Consider the following 24,766-nt stretch of genomic DNA (forward strand, 5'->3'; position numbering starts at 1 on the left):
AGCATCTTCAAATTGAAGATGCTTAAGTCTTGGGCTCGTCCATTACATAACTCGTCTTACGTGCCCTTTAAAATGGTTTTTCCAATAGCCGCTTGTCATATCAGCAATACCAACACCGGTAGAGCTTTGTGAGCCGATAAATTTACCGCCACCCATATAAATTCCAACATGTCCATCTTTTTTATAGGTGTCAAAGAATACCAAATCACCGGGTTTCATGTTACTAACTGATACAGCGGTACCTTGACTTCTTAATACGCTTGTACTAGAACCAACACTTACACCAGCTTGTGCGAATGCCCAGTGTACAAATCCAGAGCAATCGAATCGGCCATTTGCAATATCATAAGCACTTCTTCCACCACCAAATACATAGACGGAGTTTCCTATGTATTTATAACCTGCATTTATTACTGTGCTGATTGAACCCGTAACCTTTGGTGTAGAGGTAGGGACTGAAGCAGTAGCAGTAGTATTAGATGTTGTTGGAGCAGAACTAGATGAAGCAGTAGTGCTAACAGCAGGAGTTGCAGTTATCATACTAGCACGAAGGTCTTCAATGTCCGCTAAAGTTTTTTGTTCTTTTGATTTTAGGGCAGCCTTTAATGCGTCATTTTGAGCTTTTTGGTCTTCAATTTGACCTTGCATGGCTACCAATTCTTCTTTTTCGTTTGTTAATGCAGTTAGAGTCTCTTGAATCTTAGCTTGCTTTTCTTCTACCAGATTAATTGCTTTCGCTTGTTCATCAATTATTTCTTGGTCAGCTTGCATAATAGTAGAGACTGCACTCACACGGTTAATAAAATCAGAAAAGCTTTGTGCACCAAAAATAACATCTAGGTAACTAATCGTTCCACCAGATTGTTGCATCATGCGGGCACGTTCTTTTAAAATTTCATTACGAGCTTCAATTTCTTTTTCAAGTTGTTCAATCTCTACTTCTAGAGTTTTTACTTGTTCTTCTGTTTTCTTAATATTCGCTTCTGTTTGAGCGATCATTGTACGGTTATCTTCAATTGCTTTGTCGACCTTTGCAATTTGAGCATTTAAATCCGCTAATGCTTTTTGTGTGTCAGAAAGGTCAGTTTGAAGTGTACTCATGGTTTCTGCACTAGTTGATATTACATATGGAGAAAAGGCACTTATCATTAAAGTGGCACTTAAGGTTACGAGTGTCTTTTTCAAGAAAATTCCTACTTTCTTACTAATCTACTTAGTCTATATCCGAGTCTTTTACTCTACCATATTATCATAAGTTTCTATAAAATTCTCCATTTGTCGCGAAATTGTTACATATTGTTAATATTGTAATGTTTCAAAACCTACTAGAATCAAGGTTTCGTAAAAGAGCAAATATGTCAATGTCGAAATATATTTGTAATATAAGCGGAATATTATTCCTACTAAAGTAGGATTTGAAAGGACCTCGTGCCTATGAGGAGATTGAAGGAAGTCGGTAACGTGATTGGAGTATTTCGTTGCTTTTTCAAACAATCGTTTGATTGAATGTGAAAACCCTTGGAAAAAGAGAGAAAAGGCGCTAAACAAACATTTGATTGAAAAATAAGGTGTCTACTAGCGCCTTCATTTTAGGTCTATAAAGCTTCAAATTCTTGTATTCTATGTTTAATGTCATCAGGTATAGGTGTAGATGTTTTAGTAACATTGTTGTAATTTACTTGGATGGTTTCGGCTTCAACTAAGATTTCATCATCTCGTGTTATGATACTCTCAAGGGTGAGGCTGGAAGTACCCAATTTTTTTACCCGAACATAAATAGTGATGAGATCATCTAGTAATGCTGGTTTTTTGTACTCAACGGTACTTTTAACAAGAACTGGTTCAAATTGGGAAGAGTGTTGATTTGTAAGCCAATCAGGCCCAAGAATTTCACGCATGTATTCAGTGAAGCCGATATCTATATATGTAAGATAATGCGCGTTAAAAACAATTTTTTGACCATCGATTTCAGAATACCTCACGCGAATAGTATGTGAAAAATGAAAGTTTTCCAAGCTGTTCCCTCCTTTTTACAAAGTATATTCTGCAAAGAGGGGATTTTTCCTGCATATTATAATAGAAGAATGAAAAAGGAGAAAGGTCGAATATATATGAAATTTTCACAGCAGAAAGGCTTAATAGAGTCCTATATTGTAGCGGGTGCGGGGGGAATGGCGTTCTATTTATTACACTTTCCGATTCCGTGGATACTGGGACCGATGACATTCATGATTTTATACAAAGCCATTACACATCGAACAATGGTTGTGTCAGCACGCTTGTACAATGTTGGACTCGCGACACTAGGAATCTACTTCGGATTGTCCTTTACTAAAGAAACCTTTATTACGGTCTATCCGTATATCATCCCATTTTTAATTATGACAATTTTGCTTTTGACGGTCAGTGTAGTAAATAGTATTTTTGTAACCCGATTTATTAAAATTGATCCGATGACCAGTGTGTTCGGCTCAATCCCTGGGGGACTATCCGAAATGGTTGCCGCAAGCCATTCGTTAAAAGCAAATTCTGCAATGGTAACGATTTTTCAAACGGTTCGTTTGTTAACGGTTGTGTTCATGGTTCCGTTTATTGTGACGCATTGGTTCATAGCAAGTGTTGGAAATCCATTTGAGGTCACAAAAAATCTCAGCAGTGTACCTGCTTATGCATATTTATGGTTCAGTATAGCTCTCTTAGCGGGGTGGCTCCTTCGAAATAAGCTCCCGGCGGCGTATGTGATTGGTCCACTTGCAGTTACGGTTTTACTCGGTGTAGTGGGAGTGGGGTTACCACCTATTCAACCATGGTTACTAATTCTTGCCCAAATCACGGTTGGGATGAGAATGGGGAATAATATCAATCTAAGAGATTTAAAGATTGGTGGAAAGTATTGTGGAGTTTACTTTATTCTCACGTTGTTATTACTCGTATTCTCATTTGGCTTTGGCTATCTATTTGCCATAATTTCAGATTTAGATGTACCAACTGCATTACTGAGCTTTTCACCGGGCGGTTTGGTTGAAATGGTATTAACCGCGACCGCAATCGGAGCAGATCCTGCAGTAGTAAGTTCATTACAGCTGATTCGACTATTGTTCATTATTTTAATCGTACCGAGCTTTTTAAAATGGATGTTTACGAGAAGGGAAAAAGTAGCTGCATGACAAAAAGAGCATTCAAACAAACATTTGATTGAAGCTGGGAACCCTTGTGTACCAAGGGATGTAAGTTAAACGGGCGTTTGAAGGTAGAATTTGTAGTTTCTAGAAATTCTGTAAGCAAAAATTCAAACAAACGCTTGATTGAAAATGGAATCCCTTGTGCCCCAAGGGGTAGACCGCTAAACAAACGTTTGATTGAAAAAGATTATGTCAACTAGAGTGTGGTTTTACGCTTGTAAGAGCGTATATCGGAGTAGCGGTGTCTTCTAAAGAGGCTAGAGTACTATCAACTTCCTAGGAACTGGAAAATGATGTCGCTCTGAAAGGCTTAGAGTACCATCAATATCCTAGAAATGGAAATTGATATCACTCTGAAAGGCTTGGAGTGCCATCAACATCCTAGAAACTGGAAATTGGTGTCACTCTGAGTGGCTTGGAGTACTATCAACATCCTAGGAACTGGAAAGTGATGTTACTCTGAAAGGCTTGGGGTACTATCAACATCCTAGAAAATGGAAAATGATGTCACTCCAAAGGATTTAGAGTACCATCAACTTCCTAGTTAATGGAAAGTGGTACCACTCTATGAGGCTAAAAGCATCCTGAAACTAGACCCTGATCACCCTAAACTCATTTAGAACGAATCACCCAAAACCAGACAATACTAAAAAGCCACTAGGGTACCCTAGTGGCCAAACTTAATGTTAGATTATGCGCCCCATTCTTCCTTTGATGGACCGTAAACGCCAGGGACTTTTAATCCAGCTTGACGCATTAGGATTGTCATTTGTCCGCGGTGATGGATTTGGTGGGTATTCGTCATGCCAAGTATCACGGCAACAGGCATTGGTTGACCAAACATTTCTTTCATTTCCTTCAATGTTGCATCGTTCCATTGTTCTTTAATCGCAGAAACTAAGTTTTCACTTGTTGTACGGTAGCTATCGGCCATTTCCTTTGCTGATGCTGGAACTGCTTCACCAGCCGCACCTTCGAACTGAAGTCCAGTTTGTGAAATAATTTGATGTACGGAAGTCACAACATGCCATGCAAGTTCACCTAATGTACGGTGACCAGCTGCAACAGACTGTGATAATGACTCATCTGTTAAAGCGTCAAGGATTTGTTGAGTGGCACTACCTTCATAATTCCAATCTTGTAAGAATTCTTCAAGTGTATGGTACATATGTATTCCTCCTAAAACGTGATTACTAACATTATACTTCATACACAAGTAAAAGCCATTTTAAACGCACATGATGAATTTTTGTGAAGGATGATGTTTTATCTATGAATTACTTGTAAAATAGAAGAGGATACTAGATTTCTACAACAAAGGATGTTGACGTGTGAAGGATATAACAATTGGCTCACTCTTAGATGTGATTGGGGAATTGTTCTCCGACGAGATATCAATTGCTGTCTCAAATACAAAAGAATATCTTTATTATCGACCAAGTAAACGAATTGATTTGAAAATTAAACCAGGTGATGAAGTAAAAGAGGGGACCATTGCGTATAAAGCCATTACGTCAAGACAAAAGGCTTCCGAATTTATTAATCGTGACGTATTTGGCATTCCTTATCATGGCATGGCCGTACCTTTTTTTCATGGGGAACAGTTGGAAGGATGCGTAACGGCAATTTACCCAGCATTAACAGATGGAAAATCGGTGGTAACCGTAAAGTCTCCAGATGGCTGGATTCCCATCCCGTTCTCAGATGTGCTTTACCTTGAGGCAAAAGATAAAAAAACGCATGTGTACACAAAAGGTTTCTCGGGGACACATAAATATTCGTTACAGGAATTTGAATACACGTTGCCAAAGGACTCTTTTATTCGCTGCCACCGTTCATTTATCGTGAATGTGAATCAAATCAAAGAAATACATCCCGATACTCATTCCACATTTGTCTTAGAAATGAAAAACGGTGCCCGGGTCCCTGTTAGTCAAAATTATTCAAGTTACTTTCGGAAACTTTTAGGATTCTAATTTTCTAGAAAAAGAACAAATCTTCTGCTTTGGGGGTTTGTTCTTCTCTTTTATCGAATTATTATGTTCTTTACTCCAGAAATCCCACTTCATGTAGAGAATATAGGTAAAATTATCTTAATATTCAATTTCATAAAGGGGATGGGAGAATATGACTAATAAACTAGATCGCATTAAGGACACCCGTCTACATGACCGTGTTGTAACACCCGAAGAAGCAGCAGAGTGGATTCAGGACGGTATGACATTAGGCCTCAGCGGCTTTACACGTGCCGGTGATGTGAAAGCGGTACCATTTGCACTTGTAAAACGTGCCGAAACGGAAAGCCTAAAAGTAAACGTATATACAGGGGCATCATTAGGCTCTGATGTTGATAAATTATTCGCTGAAGCAGGAATTTTAGGTAAACGCTTACCATTCCAAGCTGATCCAACAATGAGAAAAGGTATTAACAATGGGGACTTCTTGTTTGTAGATCAGCATTTATCTCATACATCAGAATTAATTCGTTCAAATGTGATGGATGTCGATGTTGCAATTTTGGAAGCGATATCAATTGATGATGATGGGTTAATCATTCCTACAACTTCAATCGGGAACTCTTTAACCTTTGCACAACATGCTAAATCAATCATTGTTGAAATCAACCTTGCACAAACAACAGAGCTTAAAGGAGTTCATGATTTATATGCACCAGGTAAGCAAGGCGAAAGAGAACCTATTCCGTTAACAAAGTCAGATGATCGAATTGGTTTGCCTGGAATCAAAGTAGATGTTGAAAAAATCAAGGGAATTGTGTTTACAGACCAAACTGATTCTCCGTCAACAATCGTACCACCAGATGAAGAAACAGAAATAATGGCACAGCATCTTTTAACCTTTTTACGAAAAGAAGTTGAGGCTGGCCGTTTAACAGAGAAACTTGCACCCCTACAATCTGGGATTGGATCTGTGGCAAATGCAGTACTTCACGGTATGCTTGATTCGGATTTCACAGATTTAGAGGTTTATTCTGAAGTATTACAGGATGCGGTATTTGACTTAATGGATGCTGGGAAAGTAAGCTTTGCTTCCTGTTGTTCGATAACTTTATCAGAAGAAAAAATGAAAAAAGTGTTTGGAAACTTTGACAAGTATCGTGATCGTTTAATTATGCGACCACAGGAGATTTCAAATCATCCTGAAATTATCCGTCGTCTCGGACTTATTTCTATAAACACAGCACTTGAACTTGATATATATGGAAACGTCAATTCAACCCATGTGCTTGGTACAAAGATGATGAACGGAATCGGCGGTTCTGGTGACTTTGCTCGAAACGCACGCCTAGCGATTTTTGTTACAAAATCAATTGCAAAAGGTGGCGACATTTCAAGTATCGTTCCATTTGTCTCACATGTGGACCACACAGAGCATGATGTTGATGTCATCGTAACAGAGCAAGGATATGCAGATTTACGAGGACTTGCGCCGAGAGAACGTGTGGAATTATTGATTGAAAACTGTGCACATCCAATGTATAAGCAACAGCTTCGTGATTACTACCAAGAAGCACTTACAAGAGGTGGCCAAACACCACATGTATTAGAAAAAGCATTCTCATGGCATACAAACTTTGCACAAAAAGGTACTATGCTAGAAAAAGAATTAGTAGAAGCATAAACCTTAGAGCCGTATAAAGAAGAAATTCTTTATGCGGCATTTTTTTGTGAGAAAACCCTGTATCGAACATAGGCAAAAAGTAATATGTCCTACCAATTGTAATCATGGTACGATTAACCAAAAGTGAAATAGAGAAGAGGGGTAGAATGAAACAAGTTAAGGCATTTGTGGGGTGTTTTTTCATCGCGGTTTCTGCTTTTTTGTATGCCACAAAACATGTTACGGCTGCGATCATATCCTCTAATATGAATCGTCCAGACGTGAATTATTACGAAGGGGCATTCAAGGTTGTTGGATTTGGCATTAATTTTTGGATAATTGCATCCTTACTTGTCGGGGTTGTTCTATTAATAAGTCTACTTACACAAGGAGCCACATTTCCATTTAAAAAGAAACAAGCACTCGAAGAAAATCCCCACCAATGAATGATGGGGATTTTGTAGAATAAACAGTTATATCATTTAAAAAGGCTTTAAGATCATTAATGCAATGATAATCAAAAAGACTGTATTCTCGATATGCTCTACTCGAAAAAGAGCTTTTGCCAAAGGATAGTATTCAGCAGGAATGTCTTCACCTTGATGTGATTCTAATAAAGCTTTTACTGGCTTTGATTTAGGGGTAAGGGCAAATGGTCCCATTGCGAGCGCAACAAGAAACAGCAATAAGCTTGTCACATACCAGCCCATCGTAAAGAGATAAGGATTAATAGCCCCCATTAAAAGTCCAGAAACGAGCAGGAGTATACCACCAACCATGACAAATATGTGTAGCCTATGTCTAATTGCATACGAATGTCTAAGCTCTGTCATCGTATCTCCCGACTTCACAACCGTTGTTAAAATAAAGCCAGGTCCCATTCCAAGGATGGCTGAAAAAATATGTATGAAAACAAGTGCTTGATAAACAACATCCATTTTATGGTCCCCCATTTACAACATATTCCACTATTATGATAGCACTATAATAAAAAAGGTAAGTGATGTAACTCACAACTCCCTATTCATAATCTTACTATTTTGTGACAGTGGTTTTCCAGTAAAAGATACGTGGTATAATAGGAAAGAAGTCCTTATAGTCATAGAAAGGGGACATTATGGTGAAGAATATCACGAAATTTTTATATATTGTTTTAGGTTTTATTTTCTTTGGCCTTGGGGTAGTAGGAATCGTATTGCCCATCATCCCCACTACGCCCCTGTTACTACTAGCATCATTCTTTTTTGTAAAAGGATCGGAAAAATTTGATCGGTGGTTTAAAGGGACTAGTATCTATAAAAAGCATTTAGAAGGTTTTGTGAAGCGGCGTGAAATGACGTTAAAACAAAAGTTGACCATTTTGTTAACCGCAGATGCGATGATTGCAGTTCCATTTTTTATTTTAGATAGCATCTGGTTAAAGTTGTTTTTGGTCGCAGTTGTTATCTACAAATACTATTATTTCATCACAAAAATAAAAACGGTAGCACCTGAAGATTATGCATTACACCAGCAGACACTTTTTGAAAAAACAAGTCATAAATAGAGAAAACCCTTGTCCACCTTATAATGACAAGGGTTTTCTGATGTTTTTAATTGACTTTACTAAACTCATGAACCCAAACTTTCATATGAGGAAGCCAAGGCATGCCAGGATGGTAGGAAAGAATCGATTCTTTATATTCGTCAACAGTATCAAAGCCTTCCCGTTTTGCATCCGCATCTGTCAACTCACCTAGGGATTGTTCAAATACACGGTCAATTTTAAATTGTTGACCCTCAAGAGTCATGATTTCTCCTACGTCTGCATATCGACCATTTCTGCGTGTAGCTGTTTTTTTACCTTCTAACACTTTTTTTACGTCTGACTCCATTGTCACAAGACGCTCAATGGTGCATGTTTTAGCTGGTAATTCATTATTTGGTGTAGTCATTAACAAGCTCCTTTCAACTTACAGTTTTCAATAATATTTCCCATCATTTACTATACACTTTAACAAGGAATATTGACAACTTAGGTTGTTTTTCGATCAAAATACCTTCTCAAGCCTTCCCCTAGAATGGTAAAAGTAAACATCGTAAAGGAGATTGCAACACACGTCCAAAATGGAATCCAAATCGAGCTAATCATGTCTTTTCTAGCCTGTCCAAGTAACGTTGGCCAGTTAAGACTTGTATTAATCATCTCTCCAGCACCATAGTTGGTTTGAACAAACACTTGTGAAAGAAACACACCAAAAATACCTAACTGTGCGATTAAAAGACAGGTTCTTCCGATATCAATAAAGAAATTTACCATAATTGCAGGATATGTATTGGGTAAAATGTTTCCTAACGCTAGTCGAAGCGGGGAAATGCCGACTGTAATTCCAGCCTCTATATACGGTTTTCTTACGATTCTTTGGGTTTCCTCACGGATGATGTGACTTACTTTTCCAACCTCAATTAATGCTAAAAGTAAAACCGACCACCATAAACGATTTTCATTCATTACAAGGGCTGGAATTGCCAATAAGAGCAGTGAAGAAAAAATAATCGGAATACTCGAAAAGACATTGTTCCAAGTCGTAACTATCCAGGAAAAGGGATTATTTTTACGTGTTGCTAATAACCCAAGAGGGATAGCTAAACAATAGCGAATAACCACAATGCCTAAGATGATTTTTAGTGTATCTTTCGCACCAACGATGATTACACTTAATAAATCTCTACCTTCATGGTCAGAGCCAAAAGGAGGTTGTTGCCCTGGTGAAAAAGGTGCTTTAAGCAAACCCTTACCACCGTCTAAAAAACGAATTCTGCCCTCTTCAATTCCTTCTTTGACATATGGAATATGTGGACCCACAAAGGTAACGAGAAGAAGAATACTTAACATAAATATGCCGGTGATTAAAAACCAATTTCGATTTAACATAAAACACCCCTATTTTGGATCTAATCTCATTTTGAGTACTTGGCTTATCATATGAGCCACCATTACAAGTATTAGAAAGCTTATACAAATCCCAATGATTAGACCACGTTCATCGGCACCGCCACCTGGTGGGATATAGTTGGTATAGCCAATTGCTGAAAATAATCGATAGGCAGCTCCTTGGTAACCTAGTAAATATTCGACAACCAATAGGTTTGATAGAACAAATACCATTATTGATTGCAAATGACTAGAAACCGTGATTAAGCAGGACCTCATCATATGATTGAGCAACACTTTATTTTTTGTGAATCCCTTAGCAAATGCCACTTGAATGTAGGGTTCGCGGTCCTGAGTAAGAAGTGAAACCGACGTGATTCTTGCTACATAAAGCATTGGCGCAATTGATACGAGAATACTAGGTGCGATAAATTTCCACCAGGCTTCTGTTCCCATGATGCTAAAATCTGGTACATATAATAGTAGAAAATAGCTTAAACAAATGATAATAAAAAAGTCAGGAACTCCTGAGAAGAACCAGGTGGCACCACTTCCTAAAAAGCTCTTTTTTGAATTTGTCCATCGATAGTCAAGAATCCCTTTTACTATTCCGAACACGACACTAAGAATGAACCCAATCAAAATGATTTTAAGACTTCTCGGAAAAAACTTCGCAATTTCATCTTCGGCTGAGAGGGAGGCGAATTTAGTTCCTCCAAGACTTTTATTCTCATAAACATTTTTTAAAAATGTGCCTACACTCGTTGTATATTCTTTCAGATTAAAATGATAGGAATACTCAACAGTCATTGCCTTACCGGAAAAATCAATACTAGGTTCGCGAGGGAAAAGTACAAATAATATCACACATAGAAATACACATAAATAAATGGCTAAAATCTTTCCGAACTCTTTCACAACCCCCACAAAGACACCTTCCTTTTCGAAAATAGCTACTATTCTAAATATATTCGAAATTCCAGTTCCTGTCACCACCGTTTTGTCGTTTAGTTAGTTCTATAGTTCTATATAAGGTTCATAAAATGTAACGATAGTCATTCATCAAAGGGGGAAAACAATTCTATATTTCTTTTAGACTACCATTGTGATAATATAAGGAAAAAGTTAACTATTTTAAATTTTATAAAAAGTGAAAGGGGTTACATATGTGAAGAAAATAACGGTTTTTTCAATCATGCTTGTATTTCTCTTCTTGGCAGCCTGTGGAACTAGCGATACGAGTGGGACAGGTGGAGAAAAAGAGGGAGAAGATACAGGAAAAAAGACACTTAAGGTTATGACAGATGCGGCATATGCACCATTCGAGTTTATGGAAGGTGACAAAATCGTTGGTTTCGAAATTGATGTGCTTCATGCTGTAGCTGAGGAGGCAGGCTACGAACTAGATGTTAAACATACGGGTTGGGATCCAATTTTTGTTGAATTAAATAAAGGTTCGTATGATATGGCAATCTCGTCAATTTCGATTACCGAAGACCGTAAGAAGGAGTATCTATTTACGATTCCCTTTTTCCTATCAACAAATAAAATTATGATTCCTGAAGATAGTAATATTCAAACTGCTGATGATTTGAAAGGAAAAAAGGTAGCGGTTCAAGCATCGACCACTGGACATTTCGCTGTCGAAAAAGTACTTGGTGAAAAGCATCCTGACATTAAAGCATTTGAAAATAATAACTTAGCCATTCTTGAGCTTGAAAGTGGTGGAGCGGATGCGGTTGTAGCGGATAACGGTGTTATTGAATACTACGCTGCGCAAAATCCAGACAAAAAGCTAAAGGTTGTTGGAGACAAAGAAACATTTGATGCTGAATTCTACGGCATGATGTTCCCTGAGGGCAGTGACGACTTAAAAGCTGATTTAGATAAAGCAATTGAAGCCATTATTGAAAGCGGAAAATACACAGATATTTATAAAGAATGGTTTGGAGCAGAGCCAGATTTAGAAGCATTAAAGGCAGAACAAGAAGCTTCGAAATAAACCAGTGAAAAATTGCGTAACGACTTCAATGTGTTACGCAATTTTTGGCTTATAAAAAGGGGGACACACCATGGATTTTAGGTTTGATATTATCATAGATTATCTTCCCTATTTTGGGAGAGGAGCATTATTAACCATCGGCTTATCGATTGCCGGAATCTTACTTGGGACAATCCTAGGTCTATTTATTGGCCTAGGAAAAATGATCCGTAATAAATGGATTTCTCTTCCATTTATGTTTTACATAACTTTCTTCCGCGGGACACCACTACTTGTCCAAATCTTCTTAGTCCACTTTGGGGTTGTTCCCCTATTTTTAGGTGGAACAAACGGAATTGTCGCTGGTGTTATTGCACTTACATTAAATGCATCAGCCTACATAGCAGAGATTTTTAGAGCAGGTATCCAATCCCTTGACCGTGGGCAAATGGAAGCCGCTCGCTCCTTGGGAATGACACATGCTCAAGCGATGAGATACGTCATTATCCCTCAAGCATTTAAACGAATGATCCCTCCATTAGGAAACGAATTTGTTATTCTTATAAAAGATTCGTCCCTTCTTTCGGTAGTAGCAACTCCGGAATTAATGCACTGGGGTCGTATGATGACTGGCCAATATGCGCGTGTGTGGGAACCATATTTAACTGCGGCCTTCATTTATTTGATTTTAACTCTTTCATTGACAATCCTACTAAACTATCTTGAAAAGAGGTTGAAAACAGAATGATCAAAGTAGACAATATAAAAAAGTCTTTTGGGAAGAATGAAGTGTTAAAAGGGATCTCAGTTGATATTCAGCCCCAGGAGGTTGTGGTGGTCATTGGTCCTTCGGGATCCGGGAAATCAACCTTTTTACGTTGCATTAATTTATTGGAGTCCATAGATGAGGGGCATGTTTTTATAGAGGGTGTCGATATTACTGATAAGAAAACAAATATCAATTCAATTAGAACAGATGTCGGGATGGTGTTCCAGCAGTTTAATTTATTTCCTCACAAAACCGTCATGGAGAATATTATGCTTTCGCCATTGAAAGTAAAGAAGGTTTCGAATGAAAAAGCGTATAATAAAGGGATGGAGCTATTGAAAAAGGTTGGTCTTGCAGAGAAAGCAGACGCTTATCCGGATTCATTGTCTGGTGGTCAAAAACAGCGTGTTGCGATTGCAAGAGCACTTGCCATGGAACCCAGAATCATGCTGTTTGATGAACCAACTTCTGCGCTTGACCCTGAAATGGTTGGGGAAGTTTTAGAAGTTATGAAGCAACTGGCACGAGAAGGAATGACAATGGTGGTCGTGACCCATGAAATGGGTTTCGCTCGTGAAGTGGGTGACCGTGTTCTTTTCATGGATGGTGGCTATATTGTTGAGGAGAATCAACCAAAGGAATTATTTGAAAGTCCACAACATGATCGTACGAAAGCCTTTTTGAGTAAAGTACTTTAATTGAGGATACCTGGCATCATTGTGTGTCAGGTTATTTTTGATAGGAGGAGATCAATATCATGGACATGATTGAGAAAGCAATTATTGTTGCGAGTAAAGCACATGACGGGCAGTATCGTAAACTAACGAATATTCCATATATCACACATCCACTTGGGGTAGGCCTTATTTTAATGAAGATAAATGCGCGCACGGAACTAGTAGCTGCAGGAATATTACACGATACGGTGGAGGATACCGAGTTAACTCTAACGGATATTAGAGATGGCTTTGGTGATGAGGTAGCAGAACTTGTGGACGGTTGTTCAGAGCCGGATAAATCTCTGCCGTGGGAAGCAAGGAAGGAACATACGATTTCATTTCTAAGGACTGCCTCAGAAGATAACCGAACAGTCGTATGTGCGGATAAGCTACATAATATCCGGTCAATCATCCGAGACTATGAGGAGCAGGGCGATCAAGTTTGGCGCAGATTTAGCCGTGGTAAGGATAAACAAGAGTGGTATTACCGGAATGTAGCCGAAAGCCTAGGTCATACCTCAACTTTTTCATTATTAGAAGAGCTTAAAAAGGAAATCGATCAATTGTTTGGTTAGGACTGACTGTGTCTCAAAGGTAATCTTTGGGGCCTTTTTTTATTATTGACCGACGTGGTCAACAAGGGATATAATGGAATTGACCACATCGGTCAATGTTAATTGGAGGTTTTACCATGCTTTCAAAATTCTTCAACTTAGAGCGAGAAAAGCAAGAACGAATCTTAAATGCAGCCACCAAAGAGTTTGCTGAAAAAAACTATGCGAATGCATCAACAAATGAAATTGTAAAGCAAGCGGGAATATCAAAGGGGCTGTTGTTTCATTATTTTAAAAATAAAAAAGAACTATATCTGTTCTTATATGACTATTATTTAGAGTTAATGGTTAATGACTTATTTGCCAATATTGACCTTGATGAGCCTGATATTTTTACTAAATTTCGCAGTATAACATTGATTAAATTTGAACTAATGAAAAAACACCCAGAGATGTTTAACTTTGTAAGACTTGCCTTTGAGGAAGATTCACCGGACATTAAGATTGAACTTGAAAAAAGAAACAAGGATATCCTTACCAGTAGTTATTCGAAGCTAGCGAGTTCGATTGATGTATCAAAATTTAAGGAAGGAATCGATATTCAAAAAGCAATGAATATTATTTTTTGGTCACTCGAAGCCTTTGGTTATCAAAAGCAAGAACAAACAAAAGAGATCCCGTTAGACCAGTTAAATCTCGAAGATCTGCTTGAAGAAATGGACGGATACATTGAAATGCTAAAACTAGCATTTTACAAATAATGTAGGGAGGTCTTGGAAAATGAATGTCATTGAAATTCAAAACCTAACAAAGATGTATGGAAAGTCGCGGGGGATTGAAGATATTAGCTTCCATGTGGAGGAGGGGGAGATCTTCGGATTTATTGGGCCGAATGGTGCTGGAAAGTCCACAACCATTCGAACCATGCTGTCCCTCATCTACCCGACAAGTGGAAGTGCAAAGATCTTCGGGAAAGACACAGTTCAATTCTCGTCTGAAGTTAAAAAGGAAATCGGTTATTTACCATCAGAAGTCTTTTACTATGACAATATGAAAGTGAAGGACCTGCTTAAGTATTCGGCAAGCTTTTATAAAAAGGATTGCTCCAAGAGAATCAAAGAACTAGCTGAGATTATGGAACTCGACCTTAATCGTAAAATTGATGATTTATCACTTGGAAACAAGAAAAAGGTAGGCATTGTCCAGGGACTTCTCCATGAACCAAAGCTTGTGATTCTTGATGAGCCAACGAGCGGGCTCGATCCATTAATGCAGCAGCGCTTTTTTGATTTGCTAGAGGAAGAAAATAAAAAAGGTGTGACGATTCTTTTCTCTTCCCACATTTTAAGCGAGGTTCAACGCCTGTGTGACAGGGTTGCTATTATCAAGGAAGGTAAAATCGTAACCGTTGAAAAGATTAGTACTTTAAAAGATAACAATTTTAAAAGATTTGAGGTTGAACCATTAGCTCCAAATGAAAAAGACTATTTTTCAATTCCAGGGGTAATTGATTTAGAGGTTACAGATCAGAAAGTTAGCTTCCTGTTTAAAGGTAATATCAATAGTGTAATGGAAAGAATCGCTGGAATTGAGATTACCAATCTGTCCGTATCAGAGCCAGACCTTGAGGAGATTTTCATGCATTATTACGAGAAGGAGGCCTAAAATGATATGAACGTCTTTCTTCATGAATGTAGGGCCTATCGAAAAACCACGCTCATTTGGACATTATCGCTCGTTGGAATGATGGTCTTGTTTATGTCGATATTTCCCACAATTGCAAAGGATATTGAAGATTATAAAAAGGTGTTGGATGGTTTTCCGGATGCAATGAAGCAAGCATTAGGACTACAGGTTGATACCTTTGGTTCCGTTCTCGGATTTTACTCCTACGTGTTTGTGTACATTAGCCTTTGTGGGGCGATCCAGGCGATGAATTTTGGCACGGCGATTGTGTCAAAGGAAGTAAGAGAAAAAACTGCGGACTTCTTACTAACAAAACCAATCACAAGAAAAACCATTTTAACGGCAAAAGTTTTAGCTGCATTTACATCGATTCTGTTCACAAGCATTGTATATATAGTTGCCTCGTGGCTTATGGTAGCCGCAGTGGCAACGGATGAATACAGTACAAAAGCGTTTTTACTAATTTCGATTTCGTTGTTTTTATTGCAAGTCATTTTTCTTGCGATAGGGATCTTCCTTTCCGTTTACTTGCCGAAAATAAAATCGGTACTCTCCGTTTCCTTAGGAACTGTTTTTGCTTTTTTCATTATCGGGATGCTTAGTTCAAGTGGTGATGAGTTTAAACGATATCTGTCTCCTTTTAAATACTTTGATTCGTACTATATGATTGAACACACTAGCTATGAGGGAGCATTTTTAATAGTTGGATCAGGGATTGTAGCTGTTGCAATTATCGCGAGCTATATCTACTATACGAAAAAAGATATTCATTCTGTGTAAGAAAGGAGGTCTTTGTATGAATGTATTTTTAAGAGAAATGAAGGCATACCGAAAGTCTCTCATCATTTGGAGCATCGGACTTGTCCTCTTAATATTCATGGGAAACACCGAATACTCGAGCCTTTCTTCATCTGGGCAATCCTTGAATGAACTTGTAGAGTCGATGCCAAAAGCACTTCAAGCCTTAATGGGGACGGGTACGTTAGATTTATCAACACCGATTGGGTATTTCGCGATTCTGTATTTATATTTGCTTTTGATGGCGACAATACATGCCTCGATGATGGGGGCTTCCATCATTGCAAAGGAAGAACGGGATAAGACCTTTGAATTTTTATTTGTAAAACCCATTACCCGTACAAAGGTAATTACGATGAAGCTAGTAGCTGCATTTATTAATCTTATCGTTTTTAATGCTGTTACAACGATTGCGACGGTTTTGATTTTTGAAATGGATAATGGGTTTGAGGACCTACTTAAGTTAATGGGCGGAATGTTTATATTACAAATCCTTTTTTTAGTGCTTGGTTCTGCACTTGCAGCAGTTATCCGAAAACCGAAAAGAGTAGCTCCCATTGCTACAGGAATTCTGCTATTAACTTTTATTTTATCGATTGTCATTGATTTAAGTGAAAAACTTGAAGTCCTCAAATATGTTGTCCCATTTAAGTATTTTACAGCGGAAAATATGCTGACAGGGGATGGGTTTGAAGTAGTGTTCGTCGTTATCTCCATTTGCTTGATCGTCATTCTAACAGCAGTAACCTATGTTTTTTATAAAAAAAGAGATCTGAACGTATAAAAAGGAGCAGGCTCCTGCTCCTTAGATGGTTATTCATTCTTTATAGGTTAAATTTAAAATGGGTACGCCTAAAAAGCGTTTGATTGCAAAGGCACATGCACCCATTCGAACGGTTCTTTTGCCTAAGGTTGAAACCGATAATTCACGATAGTGACTGATAGAAGAGGATAAATGCTCTTCTATTTTTTTTATAGAATCGGGGTAGAGACGTAAGATTTCTCCATCAAGTATAATGGTATCCGGATTATACATGTTAATCATATTATTTAAACCAATGGATAGGTAGTAAATAAAGTGTTCGAGACGCTCAAGGATATCTTGGTCGCTTTCAGCAATTAGCTTTTTCAAGTCATCATATGTAAAAGAGGAAAGACCTTTTTCCACTCTTATATTTTCTAAAAAGACGGACTCTGAAGCATATTGTTCCCAGCACCCTTCATTGCCACAAGAACATGACCTCCCGTGTGGAACGACGATCATATGACCGACTTCACCAGCGAACCCATCATTTCCGCGAAAGAAATGATTGTCCATAATTATCCCAAGCCCGATTCCAGAATAAATCGTGGTACATAGTAGGCTGTTCGTTTCATGGTGAAGAAAGACCCTTTCAGCAAATGCGGACATATTTGCATTGTTTTCAATATGAATCTCGAGCTCGCATGCTTTTTCAAGGTCTTCCTTCAAATTAACAGAGCGCCACAAGAATCGAGGTACAAAATGAATCTTTTCATCTTTTCCAACAAGTCCGTGAATCGCAATTACGACACCGATAATGCCATAACGGTTGTCACTGTATTCCTCATCAAGTAAATTTATTTGTTCAATTAGTATCTGAAGAATGTCCTCGTAGGCTCGGCTTTTACATTCGATCGACTTTTCAAAAACAAGCTTCCCGAGCAAGTCCGATATCGTGAATGAGATTTGGTTGTAATCCACATCTATTCCCAGCGCATAACCGGCCCTAGCGTTTAATGAAAGCATAATTGGCTTTCGCCCAACACTATTATGCTCTAGCTGAGTTTCAATGATTAAGTCTTCATCTAATAAATCAGCAACCTGTGCAGAAACGGTGGCCCTTGTAAGTGCTGTTGCTTTGGAAATGTCAGCCCTCGAGATCATGCCTTCTTGAACGATTTTTTCTAAAATAAGCGAGCGATTTATTTTTTTTATATATGCTGCATCTCCAGTAATCATACAAATCCTCCATCTGGTAGTTGGTACAACTAAATTTTAAAAAGAAGATTTCATCATTAAGTTATACATAATTAATGGCAATATGTGAATTTTTTCTATGGTGACGCTTTCAAAAAACTAAATTTACATTTGACATAATTGTTTGTATTTAGATAATTGACGAATAAAGGCTAGGGTGGTACATTATAAATGGTTATAATTTGTTTAGTGAACGAATTAATTATACAACTTATTTTAAAGATTGAAAAGATTGGTTTTTTTAGGTAGGGTATAACAATAGGATTACTATCTTTAATTTAATAGATTAGGAGTGTGGTTACATGAAAACAGCTTTAAATAACAAAGAATTAGATTTGTTAGCAATTAATACGATTCGAACTCTATCAATTGATGGTGTAGAGAAAGCAAATTCTGGACACCCAGGAATGCCAATGGGTGCAGCTCCAATGGCTTACACTCTTTGGGCAAAAGAAATGAATCATAACCCTGCAAATCCAAACTGGTTCAACCGCGACCGCTTTGTATTATCAGCTGGACATGGTTCCATGCTTTTATATAGCTTATTACATTTATTCGGTTACGATGTAACAATGGACGATTTAAAAGGTTTCCGTCAATGGGGAAGTAGAACTCCAGGACATCCTGAGTTTGGTCATACTCCAGGTGTTGAAGCAACTACAGGTCCACTTGGCCAAGGTGTTGCAATGTCTGTTGGTATGGCAATGGCAGAAAGACATCTAGCTGAAACTTATAACAAAGACAATTATGAATTAGTAAACCACTTTACATATGCAATTTGTGGTGACGGAGACTTAATGGAAGGTGTTTCCGCAGAAGCGGCTTCACTAGCAGGTCACTTAAAATTAGGTCGTCTTATCGTGATGTACGATTCAAACGATATTTCATTAGATGGTGATTTAAACCTTTCTTTCTCTGAAAGTGTTGAAGATCGCTTTAAAGCATACGGCTGGCAAGTTATCCGCGTTGAAAATGGTAATGATACAGAAGAAATTCAAAAAGCATTACAAGAAGCAAAAGCGGATTTAAACCGTCCAACATTAATTGAAGTTAAAACAACAATCGGTTTTGGTTCTCCAAACAAAGGTGGAAAATCTGCTTCTCACGGTGCTCCACTTGGTAAAGATGAAGTGACTTTAACAAAAGAATCATACGGCTGGACTTATGAAGAACCATTCTTCGTACCAGAAGAAGTTAAAGAACACTACAGCCAATTCGTTGAAGCTGGCAAGCAAAAAGAAAGTGTTTGGAATGAATTATTTGCAGAATATAAAAAAGCATACCCTGAATTAGCAACTCAATTTGAAATGGCATTAAATGGCGAGCTACCTGAAAACTGGGAGGCTTCACTTCCAAGCTTTGATGCTGGTTCTTCAGTTGCAACTCGTGATGCTTCAGGTAAAGCATTAAATGCTGCTGCTACTGCAATCCCACAATTAATCGGTGGTTCAGCAGACTTAGCAGGATCAAACAAAACACTTATCACTTCTGAAAAGAACTATGCAATCGACAGCTTTGCTGCTCGTAATATCTGGTTCGGTGTTAGAGAATTTGCAATGGGTGCTGCTATCAACGGTATGGCACTTCACGGTGGTGTAAAAGTTTTCGGAGCAACTTTCTTCGTATTCTCTGACTACCTACGTCCAGCAATTCGTCTAGCAGCTTTAATGAAGCTACCTGTAACATATGTATTTACACATGATTCAATTGCAGTTGGTGAAGACGGCCCAACTCATGAGCCTGTTGAGCAATTAGCTGCTTTACGTGCAATGCCAGGTCTTTCTATTCTACGTCCAGCTGACGCAAAAGAAACTGCTGCAGCATGGCGCTTAGCAATTGAAAGTACTGACACGCCAACAGCACTTGTATTAACTCGTCAAGGTTTACCTACATTAGAGCTTGATCAAGAAGCTGTTTATGAAGGTGTTAAAAAAGGTGCTTACGTTGTTTCTGAAGCAAAAGGAGAAGTTGCGGGTCTATTACTTGCAACAGGTTCTGAAGTTTCATTAGCAATTGAAGCTCAAAAAGAGCTTGAAAAAGAAGGCATTTTCGTATCAGTAGTAAGTATGCCAAGCTGGGATCGCTTCGAAAAGCAATCTGCTGAATACAAAGAAACCGTTCTTCCAAAAGCTGTTAAGGCTCGTCTTGGAATCGAAATGGCTTCTCCACTAGGGTGGAAAGAATTCGTTGGCGACGAAGGTAAAGTTCTTGCAGTTAACACATTTGGAGCATCTGCACCAGCGGGTAAACTTCTACAAGAATACGGCTTTACAGTTGAGAATGTTGTAAAGAACTTTAAAGAAGTACTGTAATTTTTTACTAACTCATTTGACCCACCAATAAGTATAGGTGAGTCAAATGTTTCTAACAATATGGAAGATAAGATACTGGAGGGAAAAAGAAATGAAATTTTTTATCGATACAGCTAACTTAGATGACATTAAAAAAGCGTATAAAATGGGTGTACTATCTGGTGTAACAACAAACCCATCACTTGTTGTAAAAGAAGGCGTTAAATTTGAAGACCGCATTGCTGAAATCCTTCAAACTGTGCCAGAAGTAGAAAGTGTATCTGCTGAAGTATCTCCAGATGCGGAAACTGCTGAACAAATGATCGCGGAAGCTGAAGAGCTTCTCAAAATCAACGGTGGCGACAAAAACATCACTATCAAAGTTCCAATGACAGTAGCTGGATTAGAAGCAACTCGTTACCTATCTAAAAAAGGCGTTAAAACTAACGTTACTTTAATTTTCACGATGAACCAAGCTCTATTAGCAGCTCGTGCTGGTGCAACTTATGTATCACCATTCTTAGGTCGTCTAGACGATATCTCTGAAGATGGCGTACAGCTTGTAGCAAAAATCGCTGAGCTATTCCGTGTTCACAACTTAGACTCTCAAATCATCGCTGCATCTGTAAGACACCCAGACCACGTTACTCGTGTAGCTCTAGCTGGTGCGCATATTGCAACAATTCCATACTCTGTAATTGAGCAACTTACTAAGCACCCACTTACAGACCAAGGACTTGAAAAATTTGCAGCTGACTGGGTTAAAGCAGTAAAATAATTGAGATTTAGTTTTTATATGGGAAACCCCGATTCGCAAGTGTTGTTGGTGCGGATTGGGGTTTTTTGTTTTGGGGAAAATAGATATGGATATGGGTCCGAGTTTGTTACCTGGGGTTGGTGAAAGGGAAAAGGGACTAGTAATTTGTAATAAATCCCCTTCATCGAATGGATGAAGGGGAAAAGAGCCGATGGAATAGTTGTGAATCCCCTTCATGGAGTGGATGAAGGGGAAAGTGTACAAGGAATTAGCTCCGAATCCTCTTCATCGAGCTGATGAAGAGGAAAAGAGCCGATGGAATAGTTGTAAATCCCCTTCATGGAGTGGATGAAGAGGAAAGTGTTCAGGGAATCAGCACTGAATCCCCTTCATTGAATAGATGAAGGGGAAAAGCGTCGAAGAAATAGTGCTGAATCCTCTTCATCAAGTGAATGAAGAGGAAAAGAGCCGATGAAATATTTGCGAATCCTCTTCATCGAGCTGATGAAGAGGAAAAGCGTCGAAGAAATAGTACTGAATCCTCTTCATCGAATGGATGAAGAGGGAAAGTGTAGAGGAATTAGTATGAAATCCTCTTCTTAAAGTATCCCCAGTTAACAAAACGCAAAACGATCCAACACCGTTTTAATTCAAACAAAATATGACCATTGGCGAACCCCAACCATAGTAAAATTCTTTGATAGAATGTAGCGTATTCTCTCTTTTGACTGTACAATCTTACACCACTCATAAATAGCATTGGTAGTAATCTTTTGGTCTGGAAATAGTATCATAAATTCGTTAGCACTTCGTATTACAGCGTCAGCGACCAACTCTTTATGTCCACACTCTTCACATCTACATAACCTACCTTCAACCACTACAGAAAATGAATCACATTTCCCACAAGTAATCCCTTTGCGAAGATGCTCGTAATGGTAATTTGGAATTTTAGTAAATGGGGATTTGGCGATATGCAATGACATTAATAAATCCGCTATTTTTTTCTGTTTTTCGTTTATTTTTACAGGGGTTGCGTCCAATGTCTTCATGTAGTTATTGATTTGAGTTGGTAATATCGCCGGTAAATTTAGGGGTGCTTGGTAAAGAGTGAATGAGGGATTGATAAAAACAACAGAAGCATCAATTGGGAGGTGACATCCATGGTTGCGAAGCAATTGGTTTAACAGAGTTTCGCTTCTACTTAATTGTAGTAGGGGGTTGCTCACTTCGTGTTTGGGTTTCTTGAATAATTTATTTGCCTCATAATAGTAGTCGCCTTCATAATTTTTAATCTCATAAAAGTGAGTTTTCCCATTGATCAGAGTAAGAGTGTCTATTTGGAAGGTTGTGTTATTTACTTCTAGTAATAATCCATTTAATAGTAAGCATTCGCACTGAAGTTGTTCCGTCAAGGTATCGAATCGTACTTCTCCTTCGTAACCTTTTTTTTGATTAGATAAGTACTGCATATCCTTGCTAGACAATTCACTTCGCTTGTCTAATAACTCGAGAAGAATCAGTTCATCCGGTTTTGTTCGGTGTTTTAAGATCATAGCATACATCCTTTCTAGTAATTACCTTCATTATATTTGAAAATTTAGTAGATTCAAAGGAGAATCCGAAATGTGGTATAAAAAAATGGCCTGCATCAGAGCAGGCCAACCATTATTTCGGTACCACTAACACTAATGAAGTACCTTTACCAACCTCGGATTCCAAGGTAATGCTACCACTGATCCCTCGAGCACGTTCTTCCATGCTGAAAAGGCCCACACCGTTTCCTTTTTCATCAACTGTAAAGCCTTGGCCTTTGTCGATGATTTCAACGGTAACGTCCGAATCGCCTTCTTGAATCTTAACAACCGCTTCGGCTACATTGGCGTATTTGGCGATATTGGTTAACGCCTCCTGGACAACGCGATAAATGGTTGTTTCCTTATGAATATCGAGGCGTGTCTTTAATGTACATTCGAACTCCACATTAATTCCGTAATGCTGGGAGTAGTGTTCAATATATTTTCGAAGGGCTGGAACGACACCGAGATCGTCCAACACAGAAGGGCGAAGTTCCCAGGCAAGACTGCGGATGTCCTCCATCATAAAGGAAACATCCTGCCGCAAACGGCCAAGGCGCTCATCCGGCTTTTCGCTAAGTAATTGATCGAGTTGAATCAATAATGAGAACATACTTTGACCAATGCCATCGTGAAGTTCGCGTGAAAAACGTTTGCGTTCTTCTTCTTGGATACTGATGACGCGGGTCATCATGCTTTTTAGCTCTTCCTGTGTTTCTTTTAAGGCGGTAACCTCATGTCGTACGGCTAAATACTGATTGGGGCGTCCATTTTCAGATAAAATGGGAACAATCGTCGTATCGACCCAATAAAATGATCCGTCCTTCGCTTTATTCTTAATTTCACCTTTCCATACATGGCCAGACCCAATCGTACGCCACATTTCCTTCCAGAATTCCTTGTCATGATGGCCAGAATTAATGATTCGGTGGTCCTGCCCCATTAACTCTTCCCTCGAAAATTTTGAGATTTCGCAGAATTTATTATTGATATATTGAATTTTTCCTTGTCGATCTGTAATGGCAACAATTGAGGATTCATCTAGTGCGAAGGTTAAATCAGCAAGATGACGTAATGATTTCTCAACATCTTCGCGAAAAGCAGGGTCCTCAATGTGATTATCTAGATCGGCCAAAAGCTTCAAAACATTTGGGCCGCCAATTTCAGATTGGTGTTTGAGTCGGTCAATTTTATTCAAAGTGCAATAATCCTTTCTTCATTGCGTATTTCACAAGCTCTGGTCGAGATTTCAACCCGAGTTTCTCCATTAAGTTGCTTTTATGTGATTCAACGGTTTTTACACTAATCACTAAACGCTCGCCGATTTCTTTGTTTGAATAACCCTTAGCAATCCATTCGAGCACTTCTTTTTCCCTTTCTGAAAGCAACGCGAATGTGTCCGCATTATCTCCCTTTTTGACGCGGTCCAAATATCCACTCATCAAAACCTTTGTTGCAGAGGGTGTTAAATAGGCATTCCCTGTTGAAACTGATTCTATTGCTCCCAGCAAATCCTCGTGTGGAGCATTTTTTAAAATATAGCCTGAGGCTCCAGATTGGATCGCCCTAAATAAGTATTCCTCATCATCGTGCATGGTTAAAATGAGGATTGCGATGTCTGGCATGAGTTCGTGAAGCTCCTGTGTTGCTGTTAATCCATCTTTTCCATGAGGCATGCTTAAATCCATTAGCACGACATCCGGGTTTAATTCCTTTGCTTTTTTTATCGCTTCGTCACCCTCAGAGGCTTCCCCAATTACTTCTATATTATTTTTCCCGTTCAATAGCATCATCAGTCCCGAACGGACAACTGCATGGTCGTCCACAATCAGTAATTTAACCACGATATTCCTCCCCCTAAAAACGAACCAGACGTTTTCCATTTACAATAGTTCCATTATAGCATGTTCTAGCGCTTTTT

At 38.6% G+C, this 24,766-nt stretch carries 26 protein-coding genes; 15 read left to right on the forward strand and 11 right to left on the reverse strand.

The window, feature by feature from the left end:
- Positions 1-42: 42 nt before the first annotated feature.
- The gene (locus CKK03_RS02330; RefSeq protein ID WP_099361022.1) at positions 43-1,185 is read right to left on the reverse strand and encodes a coiled-coil domain-containing protein; all 1,143 of its coding nucleotides are present in this window, start codon (positions 1,183-1,185) and stop codon (positions 43-45) included.
- A gap of 410 nt (positions 1,186-1,595) precedes the next feature.
- Positions 1,596-2,015, reverse strand: coding sequence for an acyl-CoA thioesterase (locus tag CKK03_RS02335; protein ID WP_099361023.1), 420 nt, complete (start codon positions 2,013-2,015; stop codon positions 1,596-1,598).
- A gap of 96 nt (positions 2,016-2,111) precedes the next feature.
- Here CKK03_RS02335 and CKK03_RS02340 point away from each other — a divergent pair, with 96 nt between their 5' ends.
- Positions 2,112-3,167: an AbrB family transcriptional regulator gene (locus tag CKK03_RS02340; protein ID WP_099361169.1), complete on the forward strand. Its 1,056-nt coding sequence runs from the start codon at positions 2,112-2,114 to the stop codon at positions 3,165-3,167.
- A 706-nt stretch (positions 3,168-3,873) separates the two neighbouring features.
- On the opposite strand, the gene CKK03_RS02345 is transcribed toward CKK03_RS02340, so the two are convergent.
- Positions 3,874-4,350, reverse strand: coding sequence for a DinB family protein (locus tag CKK03_RS02345; protein WP_099361024.1), 477 nt, complete (start codon positions 4,348-4,350; stop codon positions 3,874-3,876).
- A 163-nt stretch (positions 4,351-4,513) separates the two neighbouring features.
- On the opposite strand from CKK03_RS02345, the gene CKK03_RS02350 reads away from it, so the two are divergent.
- The 3 genes from CKK03_RS02350 (at position 4,514) to CKK03_RS02360 (ending at position 7,246) form a co-directional block, all read left to right on the forward strand.
- Positions 4,514-5,158, forward strand: a complete 645-nt coding sequence (locus CKK03_RS02350; RefSeq protein ID WP_099361025.1) for a LytTR family DNA-binding domain-containing protein — start codon at positions 4,514-4,516, stop codon at positions 5,156-5,158.
- Between the two features lie 151 nt (positions 5,159-5,309).
- Positions 5,310-6,821 (forward strand): succinyl-CoA:acetate CoA-transferase ScpC, encoded by a 1,512-nt coding sequence (gene scpC / locus CKK03_RS02355; RefSeq protein WP_099361026.1) that lies wholly within the window; start codon positions 5,310-5,312, stop codon positions 6,819-6,821.
- A 146-nt stretch (positions 6,822-6,967) separates the two neighbouring features.
- The gene (locus tag CKK03_RS02360) at positions 6,968-7,246 is read left to right on the forward strand and encodes a hypothetical protein (protein WP_099361027.1); all 279 of its coding nucleotides are present in this window, start codon (positions 6,968-6,970) and stop codon (positions 7,244-7,246) included.
- A gap of 36 nt (positions 7,247-7,282) precedes the next feature.
- Here CKK03_RS02360 and CKK03_RS02365 read toward each other — a convergent pair whose 3' ends face one another.
- Positions 7,283-7,738: a DUF2269 family protein gene (locus tag CKK03_RS02365; protein WP_099361028.1), complete on the reverse strand. Its 456-nt coding sequence runs from the start codon at positions 7,736-7,738 to the stop codon at positions 7,283-7,285.
- A 179-nt stretch (positions 7,739-7,917) separates the two neighbouring features.
- Between CKK03_RS02365 and CKK03_RS02370 the strand changes: the two genes are divergently transcribed.
- Complete coding sequence (locus CKK03_RS02370) at positions 7,918-8,346, forward strand: YbaN family protein (RefSeq protein WP_099361029.1); 429 nt, start codon at positions 7,918-7,920, stop codon at positions 8,344-8,346.
- Positions 8,347-8,392: 46 nt separating this feature from the next.
- On the opposite strand, the gene CKK03_RS02375 is transcribed toward CKK03_RS02370, so the two are convergent.
- The 3 genes from CKK03_RS02375 to CKK03_RS02385 form a co-directional block, all read right to left on the reverse strand.
- Positions 8,393-8,734 carry an ASCH domain-containing protein gene (locus tag CKK03_RS02375; protein ID WP_099361030.1) on the reverse strand — a complete coding sequence of 114 codons (342 nt, stop codon included), beginning with the start codon at positions 8,732-8,734 and terminating at the stop codon, positions 8,393-8,395.
- 80 nt (positions 8,735-8,814) lie between these two features.
- Positions 8,815-9,714, reverse strand: a complete 900-nt coding sequence (locus tag CKK03_RS02380; protein ID WP_099361031.1) for an ABC transporter permease — start codon at positions 9,712-9,714, stop codon at positions 8,815-8,817.
- Between the two features lie 9 nt (positions 9,715-9,723).
- Complete coding sequence (locus CKK03_RS02385; protein ID WP_099361032.1) at positions 9,724-10,641, reverse strand: ABC transporter permease subunit; 918 nt, start codon at positions 10,639-10,641, stop codon at positions 9,724-9,726.
- Positions 10,642-10,882: 241 nt separating this feature from the next.
- On the opposite strand from CKK03_RS02385, the gene CKK03_RS02390 reads away from it, so the two are divergent.
- From CKK03_RS02390 to CKK03_RS02425, 8 genes are all read left to right on the forward strand, one after another.
- Positions 10,883-11,716, forward strand: coding sequence for a basic amino acid ABC transporter substrate-binding protein (locus CKK03_RS02390; RefSeq protein ID WP_099361033.1), 834 nt, complete (start codon positions 10,883-10,885; stop codon positions 11,714-11,716).
- A 70-nt stretch (positions 11,717-11,786) separates the two neighbouring features.
- Positions 11,787-12,443 (forward strand): amino acid ABC transporter permease, encoded by a 657-nt coding sequence (locus CKK03_RS02395; protein WP_099361034.1) that lies wholly within the window; start codon positions 11,787-11,789, stop codon positions 12,441-12,443.
- The gene (locus CKK03_RS02400) at positions 12,440-13,162 is read left to right on the forward strand and encodes an amino acid ABC transporter ATP-binding protein (RefSeq protein ID WP_099361035.1); all 723 of its coding nucleotides are present in this window, start codon (positions 12,440-12,442) and stop codon (positions 13,160-13,162) included. Before CKK03_RS02395 ends, CKK03_RS02400 begins: the two co-directional genes overlap by 4 nt.
- A 59-nt stretch (positions 13,163-13,221) precedes the next feature.
- A complete protein-coding gene (locus CKK03_RS02405) occupies positions 13,222-13,758 on the forward strand; it encodes an HD domain-containing protein (protein WP_099361036.1) in 537 nt (178 codons plus the stop codon).
- 116 nt (positions 13,759-13,874) lie between these two features.
- Positions 13,875-14,498 carry a TetR/AcrR family transcriptional regulator gene (locus tag CKK03_RS02410; protein ID WP_099361037.1) on the forward strand — a complete coding sequence of 208 codons (624 nt, stop codon included), beginning with the start codon at positions 13,875-13,877 and terminating at the stop codon, positions 14,496-14,498.
- Between the two features lie 19 nt (positions 14,499-14,517).
- Positions 14,518-15,402 carry an ABC transporter ATP-binding protein gene (locus CKK03_RS02415; RefSeq protein ID WP_099361038.1) on the forward strand — a complete coding sequence of 295 codons (885 nt, stop codon included), beginning with the start codon at positions 14,518-14,520 and terminating at the stop codon, positions 15,400-15,402.
- Positions 15,403-15,408: 6 nt separating this feature from the next.
- Positions 15,409-16,203 carry an ABC transporter permease subunit gene (locus tag CKK03_RS02420; protein WP_099361039.1) on the forward strand — a complete coding sequence of 265 codons (795 nt, stop codon included), beginning with the start codon at positions 15,409-15,411 and terminating at the stop codon, positions 16,201-16,203.
- A 16-nt stretch (positions 16,204-16,219) separates the two neighbouring features.
- Positions 16,220-17,005 (forward strand): DUF2705 family protein, encoded by a 786-nt coding sequence (locus CKK03_RS02425; RefSeq protein ID WP_099361040.1) that lies wholly within the window; start codon positions 16,220-16,222, stop codon positions 17,003-17,005.
- A gap of 33 nt (positions 17,006-17,038) precedes the next feature.
- On the opposite strand, the gene CKK03_RS02430 is transcribed toward CKK03_RS02425, so the two are convergent.
- On the reverse strand, positions 17,039-18,202 hold the full coding sequence (locus CKK03_RS02430) for an ROK family protein (RefSeq protein WP_099361041.1): 1,164 nt from the start codon (positions 18,200-18,202) through the stop codon (positions 17,039-17,041).
- Between the two features lie 320 nt (positions 18,203-18,522).
- Here CKK03_RS02430 and tkt point away from each other — a divergent pair, with 320 nt between their 5' ends.
- Together tkt and fsa are read left to right on the forward strand one after the other, a co-directional pair.
- Positions 18,523-20,532: a transketolase gene (gene tkt, locus CKK03_RS02435; RefSeq protein ID WP_099361042.1), complete on the forward strand. Its 2,010-nt coding sequence runs from the start codon at positions 18,523-18,525 to the stop codon at positions 20,530-20,532.
- 91 nt (positions 20,533-20,623) lie between these two features.
- Positions 20,624-21,289 carry a fructose-6-phosphate aldolase gene (fsa, locus tag CKK03_RS02440; RefSeq protein ID WP_099354003.1) on the forward strand — a complete coding sequence of 222 codons (666 nt, stop codon included), beginning with the start codon at positions 20,624-20,626 and terminating at the stop codon, positions 21,287-21,289.
- 629 nt (positions 21,290-21,918) lie between these two features.
- Here fsa and CKK03_RS02445 read toward each other — a convergent pair.
- The 3 genes from CKK03_RS02445 to CKK03_RS02455 all read right to left on the reverse strand — a co-directional run bounded on the left by CKK03_RS02445 (position 21,919) and on the right by CKK03_RS02455 (position 24,689).
- On the reverse strand, positions 21,919-22,824 hold the full coding sequence (locus CKK03_RS02445) for a nuclease-related domain-containing protein (protein WP_099361043.1): 906 nt from the start codon (positions 22,822-22,824) through the stop codon (positions 21,919-21,921).
- Positions 22,825-22,936: 112 nt separating this feature from the next.
- Positions 22,937-24,043, reverse strand: coding sequence for a PAS domain-containing sensor histidine kinase (locus CKK03_RS02450; RefSeq protein ID WP_099361044.1), 1,107 nt, complete (start codon positions 24,041-24,043; stop codon positions 22,937-22,939).
- Positions 24,036-24,689, reverse strand: a complete 654-nt coding sequence (locus tag CKK03_RS02455; RefSeq protein ID WP_099361045.1) for a response regulator — start codon at positions 24,687-24,689, stop codon at positions 24,036-24,038. Before CKK03_RS02455 ends, CKK03_RS02450 begins: the two co-directional genes overlap by 8 nt.
- Between the last annotated feature and the right edge of the window lie 77 nt (positions 24,690-24,766).

The sequence above is a fragment of the Fredinandcohnia onubensis genome, from assembly GCF_002734215.1.
Lineage (GTDB): Bacteria > Bacillota > Bacilli > Bacillales > Bacillaceae_L > Ferdinandcohnia > Ferdinandcohnia onubensis.

Coding starts and splice junctions, on each gene's coding strand:
- CKK03_RS02425 (WP_099361040.1), top strand. CDS start 16,220: ATGAATGTATTTTTAAGAGAAATGAAGGCATACCGAAAGTCTCTCATC.
- fsa (WP_099354003.1), top strand. CDS start 20,624: ATGAAATTTTTTATCGATACAGCTAACTTAGATGACATTAAAAAAGCG.
- CKK03_RS02420 (WP_099361039.1), top strand. CDS start 15,409: ATGAACGTCTTTCTTCATGAATGTAGGGCCTATCGAAAAACCACGCTC.
- CKK03_RS02395 (WP_099361034.1), top strand. CDS start 11,787: ATGGATTTTAGGTTTGATATTATCATAGATTATCTTCCCTATTTTGGG.
- CKK03_RS02405 (WP_099361036.1), top strand. CDS start 13,222: ATGGACATGATTGAGAAAGCAATTATTGTTGCGAGTAAAGCACATGAC.
- CKK03_RS02360 (WP_099361027.1), top strand. CDS start 6,968: ATGAAACAAGTTAAGGCATTTGTGGGGTGTTTTTTCATCGCGGTTTCT.
- scpC (WP_099361026.1), top strand. CDS start 5,310: ATGACTAATAAACTAGATCGCATTAAGGACACCCGTCTACATGACCGT.
- CKK03_RS02365 (WP_099361028.1), bottom strand. CDS start 7,738: ATGGATGTTGTTTATCAAGCACTTGTTTTCATACATATTTTTTCAGCC.
- CKK03_RS02410 (WP_099361037.1), top strand. CDS start 13,875: ATGCTTTCAAAATTCTTCAACTTAGAGCGAGAAAAGCAAGAACGAATC.
- CKK03_RS02415 (WP_099361038.1), top strand. CDS start 14,518: ATGAATGTCATTGAAATTCAAAACCTAACAAAGATGTATGGAAAGTCG.
- CKK03_RS02380 (WP_099361031.1), bottom strand. CDS start 9,714: ATGTTAAATCGAAATTGGTTTTTAATCACCGGCATATTTATGTTAAGT.
- CKK03_RS02340 (WP_099361169.1), top strand. CDS start 2,112: ATGAAATTTTCACAGCAGAAAGGCTTAATAGAGTCCTATATTGTAGCG.
- CKK03_RS02370 (WP_099361029.1), top strand. CDS start 7,918: ATGGTGAAGAATATCACGAAATTTTTATATATTGTTTTAGGTTTTATT.
- tkt (WP_099361042.1), top strand. CDS start 18,523: ATGAAAACAGCTTTAAATAACAAAGAATTAGATTTGTTAGCAATTAAT.
- CKK03_RS02375 (WP_099361030.1), bottom strand. CDS start 8,734: ATGACTACACCAAATAATGAATTACCAGCTAAAACATGCACCATTGAG.
- CKK03_RS02400 (WP_099361035.1), top strand. CDS start 12,440: ATGATCAAAGTAGACAATATAAAAAAGTCTTTTGGGAAGAATGAAGTG.
- CKK03_RS02445 (WP_099361043.1), bottom strand. CDS start 22,824: ATGATCTTAAAACACCGAACAAAACCGGATGAACTGATTCTTCTCGAG.
- CKK03_RS02345 (WP_099361024.1), bottom strand. CDS start 4,350: ATGTACCATACACTTGAAGAATTCTTACAAGATTGGAATTATGAAGGT.
- CKK03_RS02430 (WP_099361041.1), bottom strand. CDS start 18,202: ATGATTACTGGAGATGCAGCATATATAAAAAAAATAAATCGCTCGCTT.